Genomic DNA, 20,705 nt, shown 5'->3' on the forward strand with positions numbered 1-20,705 from the left:
ACCATAAGTTAAGTACAACAAAAAAATTCATCAACTGATATAATTCTTCATTAGCTACACTATAGTATGCTTGCATACTATTTTCCTTTTATTTATATTTGTTAAATCTATCACAAACCATCAATCAAATTCTATAAGCCTATGGCAGTTTCATCAATAGAAGGTCTTAATTTTAATTTAACAGAAGAACATTTGGCGGTAAAAGAAGCCGCCCGTGAATTTGCCCAGACTGAACTTCTACCTACAGCAATCGAGCGTGATACCCACTCAAAATTCCCGAAGGAAGAGGTAAAAAAAATGGGAGAACTGGGTTTTTTAGGCATGATGGTATCGCCTGAGTATGGTGGTGGCGGCATGGATACAGTGTCTTATGTATTGGCTATGGAAGAAATCTCGAAAGTAGATGCTTCAGCTTCCGTCGTAATGTCGGTCAATAATTCTTTGGTTTGCTGGGGATTAGAAACTTTTGGTACTGAAGAGCAAAAACAAAAATATCTGACACGTTTAGCAAGTGGAGAAATAATCGGTTCATTTTGTTTATCAGAACCGGAAGCCGGTTCTGATGCTACCTCGCAACGTACCACAGCGTTTGATAAAGGAGACCATTACTTGCTGAATGGCACCAAAAACTGGATTACAAACGGTGGCACCTCATCGGTTTCATTAGTAGTGGCACAAACCAATGTTGAATTGAAACATAAGGGCATCAACTGCCTGATTGTAGAAAAAGGATGGGATGGATTTGTGGTTGGAAAAAAAGAGGATAAGATGGGCATCCGTTCATCAGATACACACTCATTGATGTTTACTGATGTAAAAGTACCTAAAGAAAACAGAATAGGAGAAGATGGATTCGGCTTTAAGTTTGCCATGACAACCCTGAACGGAGGCAGAATAGGTATTGCCGCTCAGGCTTTAGGAATAGCCGCCGGAGCTTATGAACTGGCTCTGAAATATTCTAAAGAACGCAAAGCTTTTGGTAAAAGTATTAGTGAGCATCAGGCCATTCAGTTTAAACTGGCCGAAATGGCAACCAAGATTGAAGCTGCCCGTTTACTGGTATATAAAGCTGCCCGCCTGAAAGATGAGCATAAAGATTTTGTACAGGCCGCTGCTATGGCCAAGCTATTTGCATCTGAAGTGGCTATGTGGGCTACTACCGAAGCCGTACAGATTCATGGGGGTTACGGCTATGTAAAGGAGTATCATGTAGAGCGTTTAATGCGTGATGCCAAGATTACACAGATATATGAGGGCACTTCTGAAATACAAAAACTGGTAATTGCCCGTGAAATGCTAAAATAACGCACTATGCAGTAGCACAAAACATATAATTCATAGGATAAAAAAAGGCTCTTTTTGAGCCTTTTTTTGTGTAAAATAGGGGTAAAATATTGGAATTTTACTTAAAAATCCAAAAAAATTCATGTACATACATACAAATTAAATTATACTTTTTTGAGAAAAATGGTCTGATTTTTGTAAAAAAATATGATTAAAGGAACATCTTTTATATTTTATTTGTTCAAAAAAAAACGAGAAAATATTAGTTTTGTCCAATATTAGTTAATACATTGCGTTTAGAATTCTAAGCTATCACGAAAATGCTCCTATCAAATGGAAGATTACAATAAGATTATCGAATCTCTGGGTGTAAAATTTGCTAAAGCACGCCACATAAGAATTTTGCAAACGGTTAAGATTAAAAACGTTTATGACGTTGAAAACACCATTCTTATCCTCTACGACGGTGATGTGAAGTTAGCGGGTAACGATGAACGTGTACAACCCGGCGATTTACTTTTTATACCCGGCGGCAAAGCTGCTACCATTACTTATGGTGCAGGAGAGCCCAAAAATATCTCATTTGAAGAATTCATGACCCGTCGTGAGAGTTACTGGGAAACCATGAGCGATTCATCGAATGTAGGCAGAGTGCCTAATTCATTTGGTTTAATAGCTTTTGAAGCAAAAGTTTTCGATTCAGTTAACTTCTTTACTTCTTTGGATATTCCGCCGTTTTTTATCAAACAGCACTCAAAATTAGGCCAGTTGATTCATGATATTCTGAAAGAAGATTTTTCAGATGAAGTGGGTCGTGGCCGGGTAATCAGAAATAAAACAGAAGAAATAGTAATTGAGATTGTGCGCCATATCTTAAAACACAGAATGTTTGTAGAGCAATTGGCAACCAATAGCACTTATTTCAAAGACCCTCGTCTGATAGACATCTTTACTTATATTAAAAACAGCCTTGCCGGAGATTTGTCGAACAAACAACTGGCTAATGTGGCTAACGTATCGGAAGATTATGTTGGGCAGTACTTTAAAATGCTGACAGGCATTAATCCACAGGATTATATTGAGTATCAGCGTATGGAAGCGGCAGTAACCCTGTTGCGTACTTCTAAGAAAAGTATCCGTGCCATCGGCCATGAAGTAGGCTATAAAGATACCGCCTATTTCTGTCGTCGTTTCAAAATGATGTTCGGTATTCCGGCAGGTAAAATGAGACGCAGAGAGTCTTTAATGATTGGTTAAAATTGAATAGAAATATAAAAGCCACTGTTAGCAATAGCAGTGGCTTTGTTGTTTTATTGTATCACGATTTTTCAAATCGTTTTATTTATCCGATTATATGAAATAACGATTTGAAAAATCGTGATACAGTTCACTAATTCCCAATCTTCAAATCCTCCAATTTCTCTATCACTAACTGATTACGGCCTCTGTAAACACTTATTTTGCCGCTGGCTACTACTTTCTTGCCTGTTAGTTCCTGCTCGTTTATGGTAGCTTTTTCTAATACTTCTTTATATAAAACAACCGTCAAAGGAGTATTAGGATAAGCCTCATCTAAGTTTATCAATAAAAGCGGAGCCCGCTCGCCTGTCTCAAAACGTCTCGCACCTGCCACTACCCCTTTTACTACTACTTGTTTATCAACATAAGCGGCTACTTTATCGGTAGTTAATGTATCAGTCTGCGAATAAGCGGCACTTACCAAACAACTAAGTAAGGCTACTAAAAGTAATTTTTTCATTGGTAATATGTTAAAGATGGAGAAATGTATAACTCACCTGAATTTTAAACGCTGTCAGCCTTTTTGTTAGTGCCTTTGTTGCAAACATTCTGCAAGGCATAAAAGCAAAAGAGGTAATTACTTGATTATCAAATAACTACCTCTTTTTGTTGTTGACCCACTAGGATTCGAACCTAGACATACAGAACCAAAATCTGTTGTACTACCCTTATACTATGGGTCAATCCTGAAATGTGAGTGCAAAATTAGTATTTTCTCCTTAATGAAGCAAGTCTGCCAAAGAAAAAAACTAAAATTTTACCAATTTTTTACTTTCTCGTTAATCAGGTCCAATAAAAACTGTGTTTTCTCTCCTATTTTCCCTGAGCCCAAAACATGGTCATCAACTCTGGTAATTGGCAATACCCGTTTGGTAGTACTTGTAGTAAATACCTCGTCAGCCTCTAATAATTCGGTGAATGTAATGCCTCTTTCCTCAATTTTGAAGTGCCCTTCTGCTAAGGCTAAAGTCGTGCGGCGTGTAATACCTTTCAGAATATCGGTATCAGGCGTTATCAATGTATCACCTTTAAATATAAATACATTACTACGGCTCAATTCGCTGATATATCCATTTTTGTGGAACAGTACATCAGATGCCTTTGCCGCTTTAATATCCTGCTGCAAAATCATGAAATGCTTGTAATCGGTACTTTTTACCTCCGGCAAATCTCTTACAAAATCATATGCAATTACTTTTATACCTGTAAGATATTCTTCCGGTTTTACCGGATGTATGTCTTCGCTGATAATTAATAAATTCGGGCTGGTACTCGACACACTATCTGCTGAATAACCTCCCGTCAGTATAAAACGAATGGCACAATCACCAAGACCTGATTTTTCTATCAGTTGCATTACTACTTTATAGGCTTCCCCTTTCTGAATCGGATTAGGTAATCTCAAAAGCCTTGCCGAGCGTTCGTACCTTTCCCAGTACCAGTCCCATTGAAACGGACGGCCGTTATAGGTACGGAAATAATCGAAAAGACCATAGCCACGTAGTAGCCCAAGGTCAGTAATATACACACTGGCTTGCTCTACCGAGCCGATTTTGCCATTAAAGTAGCAGTGATGAGCCATTAGATTGTTTTAATTTATTTGCCTATGCAAAAATATCATTTTCTTAGAGTTGTCTCAAAAAAATCTCCTTTATTCCAGGTAGGTCTTTCAGGGTTCTGTGCAACCAGATAACTTACCAGAAAATTTACCTGTGCATATTTCTTCCCGGCCGACCACACAAAGGTATCGTTTACTTCGTCAGACGGTTTATGATAGTTGGCTTCTCTCCACACTTTTACTTTGGCCGCAAGGTCTTTCTCGATAGTTGTTTTTTTGTAGCCGTATTTAATATGTAATGCCGGAATACCCGCTTTTACAAAATTATACTGGTCGCTTCTTACAAAACGTCCTTCGGTTGGGTCAGGGTCAGGTTCTACATTCAGCCCTACATAGCTTGCGGCCTCTTCTACTACTTTCAATAAACTGCTATGCTCGGCTCCTAAGGGAGCCACAGACTCTAATGGAGCCAGAATGGTAGGCATATCGGTATTAATATCCGCTACAATTTTATCTTTGGGCAGCGTTGGTAAAGCCGCAAAATAACCTGAACCTAACAAACCTAATTCTTCGGCCGTCATCATGGCAAATACGATTGAGCGTTTAGGCTTCGTCGCAAGTTTCGAGTAAGCATGGGCAATCTCTAAAGCACAAGCCACACCCGAGGCATTATCGTGGGCACCGTTATAAATAGAATCTCCATTGACAGGTCTGCCAATACCCACGTGGTCGAGGTGAGCCGAGTGAATCACAAATTCGTTTTTCAGTTTAGCGTCTGAGCCTTCAATTTTACCGATAACATTATAGCTTTCAATATCTTCAAAAATCGACTCATAATGACCGCTGATGGCGCTTTTCAAGGTTTTACTCACATACTTGCCTGTTTCTACTGCTTTCCAGATAGTTTCCAGGTCTTCACCCTCAGCCTGCATCAATTCTTTTAATAGAGCCACTGAAATACCCCCTGCTGCCTGAATTTTTCCGCCAAAAGCAGAGGCCGAACTGGCCCTTTTTCCATCGGGCAGAATAGAAGCACCAATACCATTGACCGACATATTGTTAGAGATGGCCTTAAACTGAACAGTATTGGTGGTATAATTACAAACCAACACCCCAATAGCCCCGTTTTTAGCGGCATATTCCTGCAAAGTAGCCGGATATTGTAAATGTAATTTGACATTCGCCGATAGATTATCAGGCACTTTGCGGAGGATAATCACTATTTTACCTTTTACATCCAGGTCTTTATAATCCTGAATATTGATTTTAGGGGCATCAAAGCCTGTACCTACAAAAGCTAAAGGCACATCAAAATCAACTGATTTTTTTTCGGGGTGAGGATATACATAGTAATCAATACCTAACGACAGCGGCTTTTTATCGCCGTTGGGTAAAGTCAGTACCAACGAAGTATTATCTTTATTCAGTTTGCTTTTTCTGAGCGTTACTTTTTGCAGATAGGTACCATTTTCTCCGGCAGGTTGTAAACCTATTTCTTTATATTGTTTCTGCACATAATCTACCGCCATCATAAAACCCTCTTTACCGGGCTGTCTGCCTTTCAGTTTGTCGTCGGCCAGATACACTACATGGGCTTTTATACGATTCGTATCAATCTGATTAATGGCAGCCTGCACATCAGGATTTAATGATTTCTGGGCGCAAGCCAGTAATGGCAAAAGAGTAAGCAAAAGCAAAAACGTTCGTTTCATTATTTTCGGCAGGTATTGTTTGTTGAAAAACTTTTCCGCTAAGATAGGGAAAAAATGGTTAGCGTTGAGTTGGAGGGGTGGAAAAGTGGTAACACTTCGTAATTGAGAGGAAAGAGAATCTTATTAAAAAGTGCCTTGAGGGTTTACCAATAGATTCAACTATTGTTACCAGTAGTTCTAACAGATGAATGGGCAGAACTCTGGATAAGTAAACACAGAAGAATCTTCGCCAAACTATCGATACCTCACAGTTTCCAAATTTAAAATCAGGCATATAATATTTCATAGGAACTACTATGCCGTTTGGTTTATAATGCTATCACCCCTTGTTCGGCTGAATATACATTCAGTCGCTGTATCATCTGTTCTCTGAACGACAAAATAACATTCAAAATAATTAGTTTTGTATAATTGCCGCAAAAAAAAGGCTGATACATCAGCTATAATTTTATTGCGGATTAAAACCAGACGACAAAATGCCGTTCAGAGAACGGCTGACACTACGACTGAATGTATATTCAGCCGAACGGGGGTTATCCTGAAAGATGAAATAAACTCATTAGATGCAGAAATAGCCTGGCAGGTGCCGGATGCTTACGTAGCTGAAAGCCAGTTGCAACCGATGCCTATATCTACTTACATTTCTTCTATCCCAAGAAGCATTACACCAACTGTGCTGACCGTAAGTGCCAGTAGCTTAAAAGTTGCCGCTACCGAGTTCGTAACTCTTACGGCCTCAGGATGTGAGTATGGGCGTGTCATCTGGAAAGCAGGCTTAGAAGTAGTGCAAAATCCTACGACCAGTATGCCAACACTTACCCGCCAGGGCCCTGGAATCTATCAGGCCATGTGTGTGGGCGACTATACAGTAAACCAGGACTGGGTAATGGTAAAAGTAGACCTCAATGGCTCTCTTACACCAATTGTAACCGGAGGTACTGCTGCTTGTTCTACTCAAACATTAACTTTAACAGCAAGAGGTGCACCTGCTAATTCAGGTGAGACAGTCTGGAACTATCAATGGTTTACTATTAAAACAGATCCGATCTCTCAAAAAGACTGGAGAGAAAACCATAGCTCAATGCCGAATATATTTGACGATAAGCCGGGTATATTCAACGAAACTACGCAGAATACGCTTACTGTAACGGGCCCAGGTACTTATTATGTGCGTATTATCAACAACAATGGATATAAATCTGTTATCAAAGAATATACAGTACAGCCTGCTATACCCGCTACAGTAAAAGCAACTAATGATAGCCCTACACCAGAAGGCAACCCACTGGTATTAACCGCCACTGATATAGCCGGAGCAACCTATGCCTGGACAGGCCCCAATAGTTATACAGCTAATACCCGTACAACAACCCGCACCAATTTTGAGGCAAGTATGGGGGGTATCTATACAGTAACCATTACAACAGCAGCCAGTGCAGGAGGATGTAGCGTAACAGCCACTACAGAGGTGATTCCTGCCAATTGTGATATTTACATAAAGGCCACTAACCCTGCAAATAATCAGGAAGTTTATAGCCTGCCTCGTAAAACAGGTGGAGGTTTTAACCCTCTCACACTCAAAATTGAAAACCTGAATGGTACAACTGCCAATTTAACCCCATACAATATTCAATGGATGCTGAATGGTAACCCAATGGTAGATGCGCCAAATGCCCCTACCCTAAGCATTGATAAAATAGGAGAATATGTAGCCATATTAAGTCTAAAACTCAGACCGGAGAATACTTGCACTGCTAAAGTAGATATTAATGCCATCCCTTGTAAAGTATATGATCAGGTACCAACTTGCGGTACTGCACCAGGAAATATTGAAGTTCCTTCTACCACAGCAGCAGGCATCAATCTTGCTTCAGGAGATAAATTTACTGTAGCTGATTATACGGTAGTTGTAACAGAGATAACAAATGGTGGTGCGGGAGGATGGAATGGGAAAGGCTATATTGAATTTAGGTTGATAAATAATATAGCTATTAGTAAAGTTTCTGTATTGTTAGAAAATGCAGTAATCAATGAATGTTATCAGCTCGCTGGAGGAAAGATAATAACTGAATATGATAATGAATGGAAAGGTATTTTAGATGTTGATAATGCCATAGCTGAAGCTAAAGCATTTTTTGAAGGAATAGGGGATGTATTAGATGATTTGCGACTTTGGGGAAACCAATTTACTGATTCAGAAGAAGATAAGGATGCGATTAGAGAGTTATTATCGAAACTTAAAGAGTTTAGAAAAGAAATAGTTGAGGACATTGATTACAATCAGACCCAGATTAATGCCATACTAGTTGAACTAGATGCTGAAATAGCAGCTATAGATGATTATCTGTCAACTGCAGGAGGTAGGATGGCTAATCAAAGAACCAAAGAAGAATCTGCTGCTTTAGCAGATAAAGTTCAAGTGATTAAAGCCAAAGCTGGGAGCTTAGAAGCAAAAATTTGGCAACCAATTGTCAATGGCATTTGTGATAAGGGGCATAATGAAGTTGTTTATTATTGTGGTAGTTCTGATGGTATTATTGCACCGGGACAATGTGGGTTAATACCGGTTTGTGTGTGGGCAGATAGACAATATGTTTTCCCAAGTACTACAGCATTTGCTTGTGGAGTAATTGACGGATTTTACAATGACATTAAAAGTCAGGTGGAATCTACGGCTAATCTTTTTAGTTGTATAACTGCCATAGTTAGTAACCCAAGTTCTGCCCCTAAAAATCCTTCTTGCCGCAAAGCTATGGATCAATTTGCAGCTCCAATGAAAATGATTCTAGGTTTATGGCAAAGTGAAAATAGAAGACAACTCTGGGAAGGTGCAAAGAAACAGTTTAGTAATTATGTAGGCTTGTTTACATGTACAGGAAGTTATGCTTTTCCTAATGAATGTGATTATTTACAAGGGAGAATTGCAGGAGAATTTGTATCCGGATTCCTGATTAATCCGGGAGGTATTGCCATGAAAGGGACAAAAATGGCTTTAACAGCAGCTAAACTTGGAGGAGCCATCAAGGTAATAGACCAAGTTGCAGAGGTTCCTGCAAAAATATCCAGAGCTGTTATGAATACGGGTGGAAGGGTAGCAAAAGGCGTAACTAAACAAACAGCAAAATACTTATCATCCACTGGACAATTATTAGGAGAGTGGGTAGGTGGTGTATTTAAATTTACAAAGTCAACGGAAATAAATCCAGCAACTTGGAAGAAAGTAAGAACAATAGGAAATGTAGAGTTTGATGAATTAGGAACAGGTGGACAAGGCCGTAAAGTAGGAACAATTGAGGTTTGGCAAGAATGCGTAACAGGTGGTAGCGGAGGACGTTTAGCTTCTCCTAGTGGATGTAAAGAAGCAATAAAAGCTATAGCGGGAAGTGTTAGTAAATTTACAAAAGCATCAGAATGGTTTACTTTTATACGAGGTTGTAATAATTGCAAGTTATGGAACACTTTACTTGAAAAGTACAAGAATTGGGGAAGAAAATCAATAGATCATTTAGATGACATTGATAAAATAAAGAAAAAGTTCGGAGATGGTTTAAAAGTAGTTTATAACTGTTTTGGTTTTCCAGACTTTTCACCTTTTATTCCTAATATTGGAGGTTTTGAAGCTGCTGTTGAAATAACCATGAATAATGATAGGAGTAATGCAGATTATAAGAATGCTTATGAAAAGCTGACTGAAGAATTAACTAAAAGGAATATACCAGTTCCAAGTCATAAAAATTATATACCAATTATTATTGACTCAGACGGTTCACAGATAACTTATACTTGGCACCACCATGAGGATGGAAAGCATATGTTATTAGTTCCTCATTCTATAAATTCAGAATTTGATCATATTGGAGGGAAAGCAATTGTACAAGCAGGTCTTAAGGATAAATTGCCAGAATTTCGTAGTAAAGGAATTTGCGATTAAACTAAAAATATTACAATCATGAACTTGAATAATTTTATTTCAAAAAACTTTTTAATAGAGTATAACCTTCCCGAAAACTTAGAAAATATTGAAAAGTTTGAAGGGAATTGGGAAATTGTTATACCAGATTCTTATAAAAACTGGTTGCAGTCTTCCTCTTCAACGTTATTCAACTCTAATAGTAAAACTCTCTCTGAAAATGTGAATATTGGAGAAAGAATAAAGTTATATTCTATTAAAATGATAGAGTATAATTTAAAAGAACGAAGGCCTTTCAGACAAGAAGCAAAGATAATTTTTGAAAGTGAGGATAATATGCTTCAAATAGGAAAAACTGATTACGGACAATCTATATTTATAGGTATTAAAGGGAGTGAAGAAGGAAAAATATTCATGTTTGAAGATATGAATGATAGTGATATAATAGAAAATGAAGATGGTTTCTTCTTATTCCCAAGCTTTAAAATTAGCAATACTTTTGAAGATTTTCTTGAGTTAATTTTTGCGATATCGGAACCTTACTAATGAAGCTGTTTAAACTTTTCAAAAGTATCCCCAAATAGGTGTTAATTTTGAGGTGCGAATCACAAGATAAAACACCTAATGGGAATACTCAACAAAAGTACTATTGAAAAGTGGATTTTACCTAATTTAACAATTGGAAAGCGTGGATTTGAGACAACAGCACCTTTAATTGAAGTTGTTGAATGTATTTTTCACCGATTAAAAACAGGCTGTCAATGGAGAGAATTACCCACAAAAGAATTCTTTACAACGAAGCAATTGTCATGGCAATCTGTGTATTACTATCGCCGGGCGACCCCGTTTAATAAGTGGTCAAAAAGTGGATGTTGGCAAAAAGTTTGGATAGATATATTAAGTTCAAATCGGCACTATTTAGATTTATCCAGTATTGAATTTGATGGGTCTCACACACCTGCTAAGAATGGTGGTGATGCTATTGGTTATCAGGGACGTAAAGCATGTAATACAACAAATGCGCTATTTATGTCTGATAATCAAGGTATTGTGCTTGGGATGTCAACTCCTCAAGCAGGACAACATCATGATTTGTTTGAAATAGAATTCCTATTCAAAGAAATATGCAACCTTTTGAAAAAGGCAGGAGTAAACCTTAATGGACTATTTTTAAACGCTGACCCAGGTTTTGATGGAGAGAATTTTCGTAAAACCTGTGAAAATGAAAATATAATACCGAATATTAAGCCAAATCCAAGAAATAATTCAAAGGCACAAAGCTTTGAATCATTTCAAAAAGGTACTCACATATTCGATGAAGAATTCTACAAGAATAGGTCAGTTATTGAGCATTCAAATGCGTGGATTGATGGGTTTAAAGCTCTGTTAGTGAGGTTTGAGTTTTCAGTTAAAAATTGGGTATCATTCCATTTTATCGCATTCTCAGTTATCTTTTTACGTAAAATCAATAAAAAAAGAAAAGTTTAAACAGCCTCAATAATAAAAAATGCAAAAACAATAATGCAAAAAAAACTATCCATAGTACTTATTACCCTAAGCATACTATGGGGCTGTGCAGATGAATTGCTTCCCACTCCTACAGGCAATCAGCTAAAAGGAGTGATTAAAACTTTTGTCCTGAAAACAGCATTAGCTACAACCAAAACTATCTGGGAGTATGAGGAGAAAACCAAAAGAATAACAGGCTTTAAAACATATAATGTAGCCGATAATGCTTTACTGAATAGTGAGACTTATATAAGAGATACCAGTGGCAAAGTATTATCAGCAAAAGTAGTCTTTGCCGATGCCAAACAAAACTATGAACGTACTTACGAGTACAATAATCAGGGTAGGCTGGCAAAAATAACAGAAACACTGGGCTGATTCAGGCTTATACACACAGAAGAATCTCTTCTACATTAGTAACCCAACCCTTTTAGCATGCAGAATAGCTTCATCTGTATGCTTAAACTGGCAGATATGAATGTTTTTATTGGTGATGGCATTCAGCATTTCTAAGGTAATATTTTCTTTTTCTGCACTGATGTTTCTGATATATATAGCTGTAATCTGCTCAGGATATTTATTAGCAATAGCCCTATAAATTTCGGGGTCTTTTTGTGAGTTGTCGCCTAATAAAACAAATTTTTGTTTCGGAAAAGCATGCAGAATTCTTATGACCCGAGCCAGTTTTCCCTGATGTTTGGTTTGACCGGTTTTCAATAATTGATACCATTTTTTTATCTGATTCAGTAAAAAGGCTCCTTTGGGTAAGTCGTTATGCTTGAAAAATTCATTCAGGTAATCATACAGATTCCATTCGCTACTTGAAACATAAAAAAACGGATTGAGTAAATCAGGAGTTGTATAGGTCAGCGAAAGCAATTGATAAAATTTCACTACATCTGCAAAAGTTTTTCGGCTACGAGGATTTTTAGTAAACATCACCCGCAGTTTTTTACCCGTATTGGCAGAGTGAGAAACAAGCACAGTATCGTCAATATCAGAGATAAAACCATACTGAGTTGAATGTGGTATAAAAATTTTGCCTTTACCCGAAACAATTGACTGGTTTTGCTCATTTACTACATGAATGGTTATTTCGTGCCACCCGGCGTCCACTTCGGTGTCAGATTGCCATTCAAATTTAAAAAAACCATCCGATTCGGTCGTATTATACAATTGCTTATTACCCCATTGCAAACTTACACGAATATTAGCTAATGGTTTTACAAAAAACAGCCTTACTAATTGCAGCGTATTAATAATAAGATTATCACTGAATTTATCCGGTTTAGCGGGTTTCCCTGCAAGTACATGCCCATAAACAACCAGATTATGAGTATGACCGTAGCCATGATATACCTTTACGAAAACATCTGAATTTTTAATTTCCATATGACACAAACTAATACTAAAATACTTTTTATAGTTAATCCTGTTTCAGGGAGGAATAATACCAACTGGGCTGCTTTAATAACTGATTATTTTAAATCAACACAACACTCCATTCAAATTTACGAGCTGACAAAAACCTGTAATATAGAAACAATAAAAGAGCAGATTAAGTTATTTGCTCCTTATCAGGTGGTTGCTGTCGGGGGTGATGGTACAATAAAATTAGTGGCTGAATGTCTGCTTAATACCCATATTAAGTTAGGCATTTTTCCGGCTGGTTCAGCCAATGGAATGGCCGCTGAATTTAAAATCAATGCAGAGAATGCGCTGGATGTCATTGCCAGAGGCTTTTCAAAAAAAATCCACTTAACTAATATCAACAATCAGTTATGTATCCATTTAAGTGATATTGGGCTGAATGCCTATGCCATGAAAAGGTTTAAAAATCAGAAAGTAAGAGGGATGTGGGGATATTTTATTGCTTCTCTGAAAGTATTGGCTCAGAATCCAAAAATGGAAATCAGCATGCGTATAGACAAAAAAGTTGTTAAAGTAGAAGCTGAAATGATTGTCATTGCCAATGCCACGCAATACGGCACAGGTGCCGTTATCAATCCGGTTGGGCGATTGGATGATGAATTATTTGAGGTAGTGGTGATTAAGAAAATATCTATCCGGGAGGTTTTCAAAATGGTTTTTACACATAAGGAATATGATTTGAATAAAACCGAAGTTTTTCAGGCCACTTCGTTAGCCATGCACTCTGCCAGAAAGGTACATTTTCAGATTGATGGAGAATATCTCGGCAAAATACAAAGCCTGAAAGTTGAAATTATCCCCGATGCGCTCGAAGTAGTTGTACCGGAGGAAGAATAAAGAGATTCAGATAATAATCATTTATACATCAACAAAAAAGCACCTAACATTTCTGCTAAGTGCTTGATTATCAGTGTGGGAGTTGAGGGATTCGAACCCCCGGCCCTCTGCTTGTAAGGCAGTATTTTAAATAATAATACAACCTATCGAATCATTATAAAATATTGGTTATTAGTAATTTACAAAAAATATATTATAAATTTTTATCTTCATTTATCTATTTTTATTACTTTTGTTTACACCATGTTTACACCAAAATATTCAAATGGCTTCAATAAAAGTAATACTTTATACTTCAAAGACTCTTAGTAATGGAGAACACCCTATTGTCATTCAATTGATAAAAGACCGAAAAATTAAGAAAATTTCGATTGGTCATAGTTGTAAAGCTGAGCAGTGGGACTTTAAAGCAAACTTACCCAAGAAAAAACACCCTCAATATAGAGAATTAGAGATACTGATTGAAAAGAAAAAGAATGAAGCTAAAGCTTTACTCTTAACACTTGAGACAGAAAAAAATGACTTTTCATTTATTGAATATGAAAAGAAGTATCATAATAAGAATAAGCGAATCACAGTTTTTACTTTTCTTGATAAGATTGTTGAAGATTTAATTAAGGCAAATAGAGTTGGTAATTCAGATGTTTACAAAGATTTAAAACGTAAACTTTCAAGACATACAAATGGAAAAGACTTAACCTTCTCAGAAATTGACCAACTTTTTCTTAATAAGCTTGAACAGGACTTTAGAGAAAGAAAAATGTCTGAAGTATCAATGAGTACTTATTTTCGCACTTTAAGAGCTACCTATAACAAAGCTATTTCAGAGGGATATGCTAAAAGAACAGATTATCCGTTTGAAATTTTCAAAATAGCTAAGTTCAACACTAAAACTCAGAAAAGAGCAATATCACAGGATGATATTGAAAAAATCATCAATTTCTCTGCTGAAATCGGGTCAAAGCTATATGATTCCAAAAGTATTTTTATTTTTAGTTATTATGCTTGGGGTATCAACTTCAATGATATAGCGAAACTTGAATGGAAGAATTTTCATGAAGGAACATTAAATTATATTCGTTCAAAGACTAAAAAGCCACAAAGTGTTTTTTTATTGCCCCCTGCTATTGAAATTATGGAGTACTATCGAGAATACAGAGCAGATAATTACATTTTTCCAATTCTTGATTTTAAAGTTCATACTACGCCTGTGAGTATAAAATATAGAATCAAAAAAATGATGAAACAGGTTAATAAGGACATTAAGTATATTGCCCAACAAGTGGGTATTAAAGAAGATATTACTACCTACGTTGCACGCCATACTTTTGCTACAGTTATGAAACGAAATGGTACTTCAATTACAATAATTAAAGATTTATTGGGTCATGGTACAGAGCAAGAAACAAAAATATATTTGGACGATTTTGCAAGTGATACCCTTTATAAAGCTACTGAAGTATTAATCAGGAAGAGCTAGGGAGGAAAATGGAATTGTGTTAATTTTATAGATAAATCAATGAATTAGAAATAATTCAATCTCTCTTTAAAAATAATGTATAGGATAGAAGTATCTAAACTCCAATTGTGAAGTGGAATTGTCTATTTTTTAAAGAAATTTTGAACTACTAAATTCATCATGGCAGCATTGAAAATAAATAGGGAAACCTGATTATACACAAGTAACTAACTATCAAGAGTTTATACAAAAGAACAACCCCGAAAACAGCCAATTTCTTGAAATTTCGGGGTTTTTGTTGTATCTTAAGGTATCTCACACCATAAAATACAATTTGAAATACTCTATGCTTTAATAAGGTTACCCTATTCAGTTCTGAAGTCTGAATTGAGAGAATTGGATGAAGTAATTGAATAATTTCTTAAAACACTTATCTCAAAAGACTTACCATGTCTCTCCTTTCAAATTTTTCTCCATTGCTAAAAGATGCTATAACTACATAATTGTATTGTCCCATAGGTAAAGGCTGCGTAAGATCATTTTTCCAGCCACCATTCCATTTTGTATTTAAAGTGTTTGACTCAAAAACAATCTCCCCCCATCTGTTATAGATGACAAAAATAAACGTATCTACACTTTTACCAAATATTTCTAATTCATCATTGAGGCCATCCTTATTAGGTGAAAAGGCAGTTGGGATATATAGTTGTAAGTCTCTTTCACAAATAGTTAATTTTACGTCTGCCGATTCAATCTCTTTTGCACATACACTATTATAACTTTTTATTACCTTATAGATGCCTTCCTGATTAGTAGCCAATGTGCTGGATGTGGCATTGGGGATATTAACCCCGTCTTTCTGCCATTGAAAGAACCATGTTGGGTCATTGTCTGTCTCTAATAATGCATCTCCTGTTGCACAATGCTCTATATCAGGCATTACAACATTATTGTACTTAATCAAAGGGGCAGGAGGCGCTAAAGAGCAATCTACTACCGGAAATTGAAAATCAAGTCTGGTAAGTCCGATTTTTATGCCATTTCTTAATTCAGTACATTCAATAGAGAATACAAACAATCCTGTCTCACTTGCTTTTACTTTTATTTCACCCGTAGTAGAATTAATAATTAAGGAAGGAGTTCCAGGAATTGCCTCATTTTCAGAAAAACCTGACAACCATTGCACTAAAGGATATGGTCCTGATTGCACTAAATCACTATAATTATCTAAATTATTATACCCGTTTATAGGTGTAACTATTTTATAATTCAATTGGTCATTATCAGTATCAGTTGCATTTAATTTAAAAGTAAAATCTTTATCAAGACAAATATACTCACTCTGTGTTAAGGAAAACTCAGGAGAAGAATATTGAGGATATTTTTTTAGAGATGGAAACTCCATATACAAGACCATACTTGCATTATAAGCATCTTTAATATTATCAATATCATCGTTGCGACAGCAGCGCTCCCAAGCTATATAATAACCTTCATCATCACTATATATATTGGGATCAAGAGTAATGGGTAATGAATAATTATACGCCCTTACTTTAACATCTCGTAATTTTGAGCAAACAGGATAATCTTTAAACGTTACCTCAGTGTAGTTACTATAGGGAATAACTAAATCAGCAATTGGTGTATTGTTTTTTTTTTCTGAAAATCCGGGCTTCAATAAAATAGTCTGATTCTAATTGAGGGAGAGAAGCTGGAACTAAGGCATTTAAGTCGACCAATAAGGTTAGATTAACCATATACCTGCCCGGAATATTGTTAGTTTGAGTTAGTGCAATAGAGCCTCCTATAATATAAGAAGCCCTGGAGGTTTGCATTCCTAACAAACTAATAATAATTAACCAGGCAAATTTATTTTTATAAAATTTACGCATTTAATAGATTAGGGAGTTTCAATCTCAGCTGTATAATCTGCATTGTCTTCTGTAATAAAACCCTCTTCAAAAATAATTTCATAGCAGGCTTTATCTACTTTTACCTGTCCGGCTGAAATCAATCCGTTTTTAATTAACTGAAAGTTATTTGTACAATTGGCTGGTAGCATTATGTTAAGAGGCTTCCATTCGGTAGCAGTACCATTGCTCAAAATTGCCCGGATTTCATACTTATAGACATTCTGTTGAGGAGTGTAACTGGGGTCTATTTTGGTTGTACTATTACCCGGTACAGTCACCCATAGCTTTAATGGTTCACTGCCCTGCCCTCTGCGAATTTCATATTTTACGACTTCTGGTGTGGCATATGAGAATGAAAGATTTATTTCTCTGTTCTTAACATCCAATTGACCCGTAAAATTAAGAGGAGGCGTTCCTGCACTTGATGTCGGCGTCGCATAATTATATTTGTAACTTTTTACCAATCGTCCTTCATTATCTTTAATATACTGTAATCTTCCTAAGTTGTCATATTCATAGGATGTTTTTAATCCTGAGGGTTGTATTACGCTACTAACACCAATTAAAGGGAAATAGTCATAGGTTGTAGCCTGAGGAGTTGAGGTTCCAGACCCTATTGTTTGAGTACGTAATAAATTCTTCTTACCTGCATCCAAATAATAGTCCATAGAAACCATTGCATTGTTATTCTCTTTATATTCATTCAGATTCCCGAATTGGTCGTATTCCGTAAGTTCAAGGTTTTTACTAAGATTTTCATACGAAGTCTCTTCTAACCAGGTCTTAACATAATTTGGTGCAAAAAAGCCATTGAGCCCTGCATAATTTTTCTCTTTATGCCATTTGTTAAAAGTTGTATTGCTTAGAGTAAGCATTTTGGTATTTATACCATCATTCAGCTCTACTTTTTCTTCTACTAGCGCCAGAATGTTCCTGTCTTTCATCTCGGTATTTATTTCTGAAGACGGATAATCAAAGGTATACTTATAACTGGTAATTATTTCTCTATCGTAAGTATCAGTAACTGCATCCATTAATTTACTTTTTCCATCAATGCGTTTCAAGACAGAGAGTTGGCGGTACTCCGCATTGTTATAAGTATATCTATCTCTTGTAACAACAAACTTGGTTTCATCTGTTGGGTCGTAAATTTTCTCTTTCTTTTCTGTTACATAAGTCCAGTCTACTTCATCTTTTGATTGGCCAAAGACAAAAACTGAACATCCAGTATTCAAACCTATATTACTATTTGCTACACAACCAATCTTTAAACCCGGGTTACCAGGCTTATGTCTTGTATCTCCTTTCGTATAAATTATTGAATTAGATTTAACCAATTTATAGTTAGAATTGATATAGGAAAAATCTTTTTGCTCTAATAATTTCCCTCGTCTCATCGGATAAGTATCAGGTCTTGCAAATGGAAAAGATAACTCGGAAACCTGTTCAGTATTATAAATATAAGCGGTTCTGATACCTGTAGTTGCTACTTCATTGGCTGTCTTAATTTCCTCTACATAAGTATACTCCACATGGTTACCATTATCGGCAAAAAGAGGCATCTGGCTGAAAGAAGAACGGTTAAATTCCAGACAAAGATTATTCTCACCATTATCAAGACCTATAAGGTTCTCGGATACATGTGCATAAATAGGTTTTTGTACCAAATTACCAGACGATTGATTAGTGCCTACATTCAGATAAACATATTTTGTAACTGAAGTAACATTTGTATTGTCTTTATTTACAATGCTTTCAATCCTTAGTCCTCCGATGATTTTATTATAAGGCTGTCCACCGCCGGAACATAAAGTTCCAAAATTCCCTGAATTATACTCAGAAGGATTAGGATTGCCGGTAAAAGAGGAACTTTGTGCTATTTTACATACTTCTAAAGAAATATCAGCAGGAGAATAATCCGGGTCTCTTACCTGAATTTTTAGTGAATAAGTACCATTAGCTAAAAATTTCTTGTTATCTGTCAACCCATTCAGGCTATAGTTAGTACTACCAAATGATAAGATAAAATTAGTATTACAACCTCCTTCACCTCTTTGATTCCACTTACAAGGTGTTGGGGTATAGGTATTAAACTCATACCAGTCGCCCTGTTGATTGTTATAACATTGTGTGCCATTTACTACCAATGGTTTAGTTGCTGTCATGGGGCCAGTAGACGGTACATCACTACGCGATAAAGTAATATTATCAATACAGTCTGCGGCTGTATTAATTTCGAAACCAAAATCACTTGCCCAGGCCTTGTGCGATTCATAGTTGAAAAAAGACTGGCCACCTGTAGGATATTTTATATTGGTTATGATACCTTTTTTAGCAAAGTTGAAATCAGAAAATCTCTTTGCTCCGGCAAGAATCTCCAGATTGTTTTGTGGTAGAGCGATGAGATATTCGGGTATTAATGTGGTGTTAGTGTTCTGACCATTATAGAAGCCCCAGTGGTCTTGAGCATATGAAAGTGAGTAGGGTAAATCTGCACCCTCATAAGTAAACACATATGGGTTAACAGATACATTGTTTTTCCCAAACTCCTGTACTTTATCTAACCTGAGTTTACCTTTTTTAGGTTTGTCGCAGTCTACAACAAATTGATTATGATAAGATGATAAATTAAAGTAGGAATGAGATAATTCAAAAGACTTAATGGTTTCACCTCCCAAGGTTGAGAGTGTAACCCTATCTAAATACCCATCATTACTTGGTGTATTACTATTAATATTTATTAAATCTTCACGGGGTATTCCTGAATAAGTAAAATCAACCCTCCCGTTATTAAATACAATCGAATAAATTTTCTTACCATTCACCAAAGTTTGATTGATAGTAGTTCTATTGACTGAATAATTTCCACATTCTTCGGCATTGCCATAACAATATACATTAAACTCATTAGAAAAGCCGCAGGTATTGGTAGTATAATCTAAATACGTAAAGCTTATCTGCTCACCATTAGTAAGGATGATTTGCTTCAATTGCCAGGCAGTGGGAAATAGCCTTTGTGCACCTGTGCCTTTTGGTTCACTTCTACCACCTCTTGATGTTGAATACGTAATTGATTTACTTTCAGAAGTTTCGCAAGCCCTATTGGCCGAACCCCCATCTAATGATTCTCCAAAAAAATATCTAGTCCCCTCTTCATCGGTTATTATCCATTGAAATCTATTATTGGTGGGAGCCAATAACATCCATTGGATTTTAAGATTACTTCCATCGATGGGGTAACATTCAAAACTTGATGAATTTATTTTTTTGACAATAAATTTACCTGACCTCCCTAAAAAATTAAAACTATAAGAATCCGGGTCTGCATCCAATTCTTCAATCTGTATCTTATTATACAATAAGCGTTGAGCTTCGATAGTATTCGGAAGAGTACTTAAATCTACATTATGTTTCAAGTATCCAAAGTCAGGATCTTCATCAGGTAGACCTCTTACAGTACGAGTAATTGACCCACCAGCATTTAAAGCCCAACCTATACCTATATTTGAAGCATCTTCACCAACTTTTATACCTCCCGCATGATAACTTATACCAATGGGAACTTTGACATTTTTAATCCCTACTTCAAAAAAAGGGATATCAATACTCGGAGTGCCAGAAAACATTGAAACAGGTATATCACCAAATTTTGCTATAGCTGCTGCGTTCGGAGACGGAGGGACTACATCTGTGTATTTTTTTTGAGAATATGTATATACATTAGTAAACAATAAGATAGCCAGAATAGAGTAACCTATTTTCATGTGAATTAAATTTTTTATCATTATAT

14 protein-coding genes and 1 tRNA gene are annotated in these 20,705 nt (G+C 36.2%); 8 read left to right on the top strand and 7 right to left on the bottom strand.

From position 1 onward, the window contains the following. Positions 1–141 precede the first annotated feature (141 nt). Both EWM59_RS15460 and EWM59_RS15465 read left to right on the top strand, forming a co-directional pair. Positions 142–1,305, top strand: a complete 1,164-nt coding sequence (locus EWM59_RS15460; protein ID WP_130022137.1) for an acyl-CoA dehydrogenase — start codon at positions 142–144, stop codon at positions 1,303–1,305. Positions 1,306–1,617: 312 nt separating this feature from the next. After that, complete coding sequence (locus tag EWM59_RS15465; protein WP_130022138.1) at positions 1,618–2,541, top strand: helix-turn-helix domain-containing protein; 924 nt, start codon at positions 1,618–1,620, stop codon at positions 2,539–2,541. A gap of 133 nt (positions 2,542–2,674) precedes the next feature. Here the strand turns inward: EWM59_RS15465 and EWM59_RS15470 are convergent, their stop codons facing one another. The 4 genes from EWM59_RS15470 to EWM59_RS15485 all read right to left on the bottom strand — a co-directional run bounded on the left by EWM59_RS15470 (position 2,675) and on the right by EWM59_RS15485 (position 5,853). Beyond that, positions 2,675–3,043: a single stranded DNA-binding domain-containing protein gene (locus EWM59_RS15470; RefSeq protein ID WP_130022139.1), complete on the bottom strand. Its 369-nt coding sequence runs from the start codon at positions 3,041–3,043 to the stop codon at positions 2,675–2,677. A gap of 152 nt (positions 3,044–3,195) precedes the next feature. Then, positions 3,196–3,266 (bottom strand) — tRNA-Gln (locus tag EWM59_RS15475). Between the two features lie 74 nt (positions 3,267–3,340). After that, the gene (locus EWM59_RS15480) at positions 3,341–4,165 is read right to left on the bottom strand and encodes an aminotransferase class IV (protein WP_130022140.1); all 825 of its coding nucleotides are present in this window, start codon (positions 4,163–4,165) and stop codon (positions 3,341–3,343) included. Positions 4,166–4,200: 35 nt separating this feature from the next. Next, positions 4,201–5,853, bottom strand: a complete 1,653-nt coding sequence (locus tag EWM59_RS15485) for a M20/M25/M40 family metallo-hydrolase (protein WP_130022141.1) — start codon at positions 5,851–5,853, stop codon at positions 4,201–4,203. Positions 5,854–6,304: 451 nt separating this feature from the next. Between EWM59_RS15485 and EWM59_RS15490 the strand changes: the two genes are divergently transcribed. The 4 genes from EWM59_RS15490 (at position 6,305) to EWM59_RS15505 (ending at position 11,650) form a co-directional block, all read left to right on the top strand. Then, positions 6,305–9,784, top strand: coding sequence for an HNH endonuclease (locus tag EWM59_RS15490; protein ID WP_130022142.1), 3,480 nt, complete (start codon positions 6,305–6,307; stop codon positions 9,782–9,784). An 18-nt stretch (positions 9,785–9,802) separates the two neighbouring features. Beyond that, positions 9,803–10,309, top strand: coding sequence for an SMI1/KNR4 family protein (locus tag EWM59_RS15495; protein WP_130022143.1), 507 nt, complete (start codon positions 9,803–9,805; stop codon positions 10,307–10,309). A gap of 78 nt (positions 10,310–10,387) precedes the next feature. Then, positions 10,388–11,251 (top strand): transposase, encoded by an 864-nt coding sequence (locus EWM59_RS15500; protein WP_130022144.1) that lies wholly within the window; start codon positions 10,388–10,390, stop codon positions 11,249–11,251. Between the two features lie 33 nt (positions 11,252–11,284). Next, a complete protein-coding gene (locus EWM59_RS15505) occupies positions 11,285–11,650 on the top strand; it encodes a hypothetical protein (RefSeq protein ID WP_130022145.1) in 366 nt (121 codons plus the stop codon). A 30-nt stretch (positions 11,651–11,680) separates the two neighbouring features. On the opposite strand, the gene EWM59_RS15510 is transcribed toward EWM59_RS15505, so the two are convergent. After that, positions 11,681–12,664 (bottom strand): App1 family protein phosphatidate phosphatase, encoded by a 984-nt coding sequence (locus EWM59_RS15510; RefSeq protein WP_130022146.1) that lies wholly within the window; start codon positions 12,662–12,664, stop codon positions 11,681–11,683. Between EWM59_RS15510 and EWM59_RS15515 the strand changes: the two genes are divergently transcribed. Both EWM59_RS15515 and EWM59_RS15520 read left to right on the top strand, forming a co-directional pair. Further along, positions 12,665–13,540, top strand: a complete 876-nt coding sequence (locus EWM59_RS15515; RefSeq protein WP_130022147.1) for a diacylglycerol/lipid kinase family protein — start codon at positions 12,665–12,667, stop codon at positions 13,538–13,540. A 265-nt stretch (positions 13,541–13,805) separates the two neighbouring features. Beyond that, positions 13,806–15,020, top strand: coding sequence for a site-specific integrase (locus tag EWM59_RS15520; protein ID WP_130022148.1), 1,215 nt, complete (start codon positions 13,806–13,808; stop codon positions 15,018–15,020). A 409-nt stretch (positions 15,021–15,429) separates the two neighbouring features. Here the strand turns inward: EWM59_RS15520 and EWM59_RS15525 are convergent, their stop codons facing one another. Both EWM59_RS15525 and EWM59_RS15530 read right to left on the bottom strand, forming a co-directional pair. Beyond that, entirely contained in the window at positions 15,430–16,680 is a 1,251-nt protein-coding gene (locus EWM59_RS15525; RefSeq protein WP_130022149.1) for a T9SS type B sorting domain-containing protein, read from the bottom strand. 222 nt (positions 16,681–16,902) lie between these two features. Continuing rightward, positions 16,903–20,679, bottom strand: a complete 3,777-nt coding sequence (locus EWM59_RS15530; protein WP_130022150.1) for an RHS repeat protein — start codon at positions 20,677–20,679, stop codon at positions 16,903–16,905. Positions 20,680–20,705 lie beyond the last annotated feature (26 nt).

The organism is Emticicia agri (assembly GCF_004168285.1).
Taxonomy (GTDB): Bacteria; Bacteroidota; Bacteroidia; order Cytophagales; family Spirosomataceae; genus Emticicia; species Emticicia agri.

Coding starts and splice junctions, on each gene's coding strand:
- EWM59_RS15495 (WP_130022143.1), top strand. CDS start 9,803: ATGAACTTGAATAATTTTATTTCAAAAAACTTTTTAATAGAGTATAAC.
- EWM59_RS15485 (WP_130022141.1), bottom strand. CDS start 5,853: ATGAAACGAACGTTTTTGCTTTTGCTTACTCTTTTGCCATTACTGGCT.
- EWM59_RS15465 (WP_130022138.1), top strand. CDS start 1,618: ATGGAAGATTACAATAAGATTATCGAATCTCTGGGTGTAAAATTTGCT.
- EWM59_RS15530 (WP_130022150.1), bottom strand. CDS start 20,679: ATGAAAATAGGTTACTCTATTCTGGCTATCTTATTGTTTACTAATGTA.
- EWM59_RS15480 (WP_130022140.1), bottom strand. CDS start 4,165: ATGGCTCATCACTGCTACTTTAATGGCAAAATCGGCTCGGTAGAGCAA.
- EWM59_RS15515 (WP_130022147.1), top strand. CDS start 12,665: ATGACACAAACTAATACTAAAATACTTTTTATAGTTAATCCTGTTTCA.
- EWM59_RS15505 (WP_130022145.1), top strand. CDS start 11,285: ATGCAAAAAAAACTATCCATAGTACTTATTACCCTAAGCATACTATGG.
- EWM59_RS15500 (WP_130022144.1), top strand. CDS start 10,388: ATGGGAATACTCAACAAAAGTACTATTGAAAAGTGGATTTTACCTAAT.
- EWM59_RS15510 (WP_130022146.1), bottom strand. CDS start 12,664: ATGGAAATTAAAAATTCAGATGTTTTCGTAAAGGTATATCATGGCTAC.
- EWM59_RS15460 (WP_130022137.1), top strand. CDS start 142: ATGGCAGTTTCATCAATAGAAGGTCTTAATTTTAATTTAACAGAAGAA.
- EWM59_RS15470 (WP_130022139.1), bottom strand. CDS start 3,043: ATGAAAAAATTACTTTTAGTAGCCTTACTTAGTTGTTTGGTAAGTGCC.
- EWM59_RS15520 (WP_130022148.1), top strand. CDS start 13,806: ATGGCTTCAATAAAAGTAATACTTTATACTTCAAAGACTCTTAGTAAT.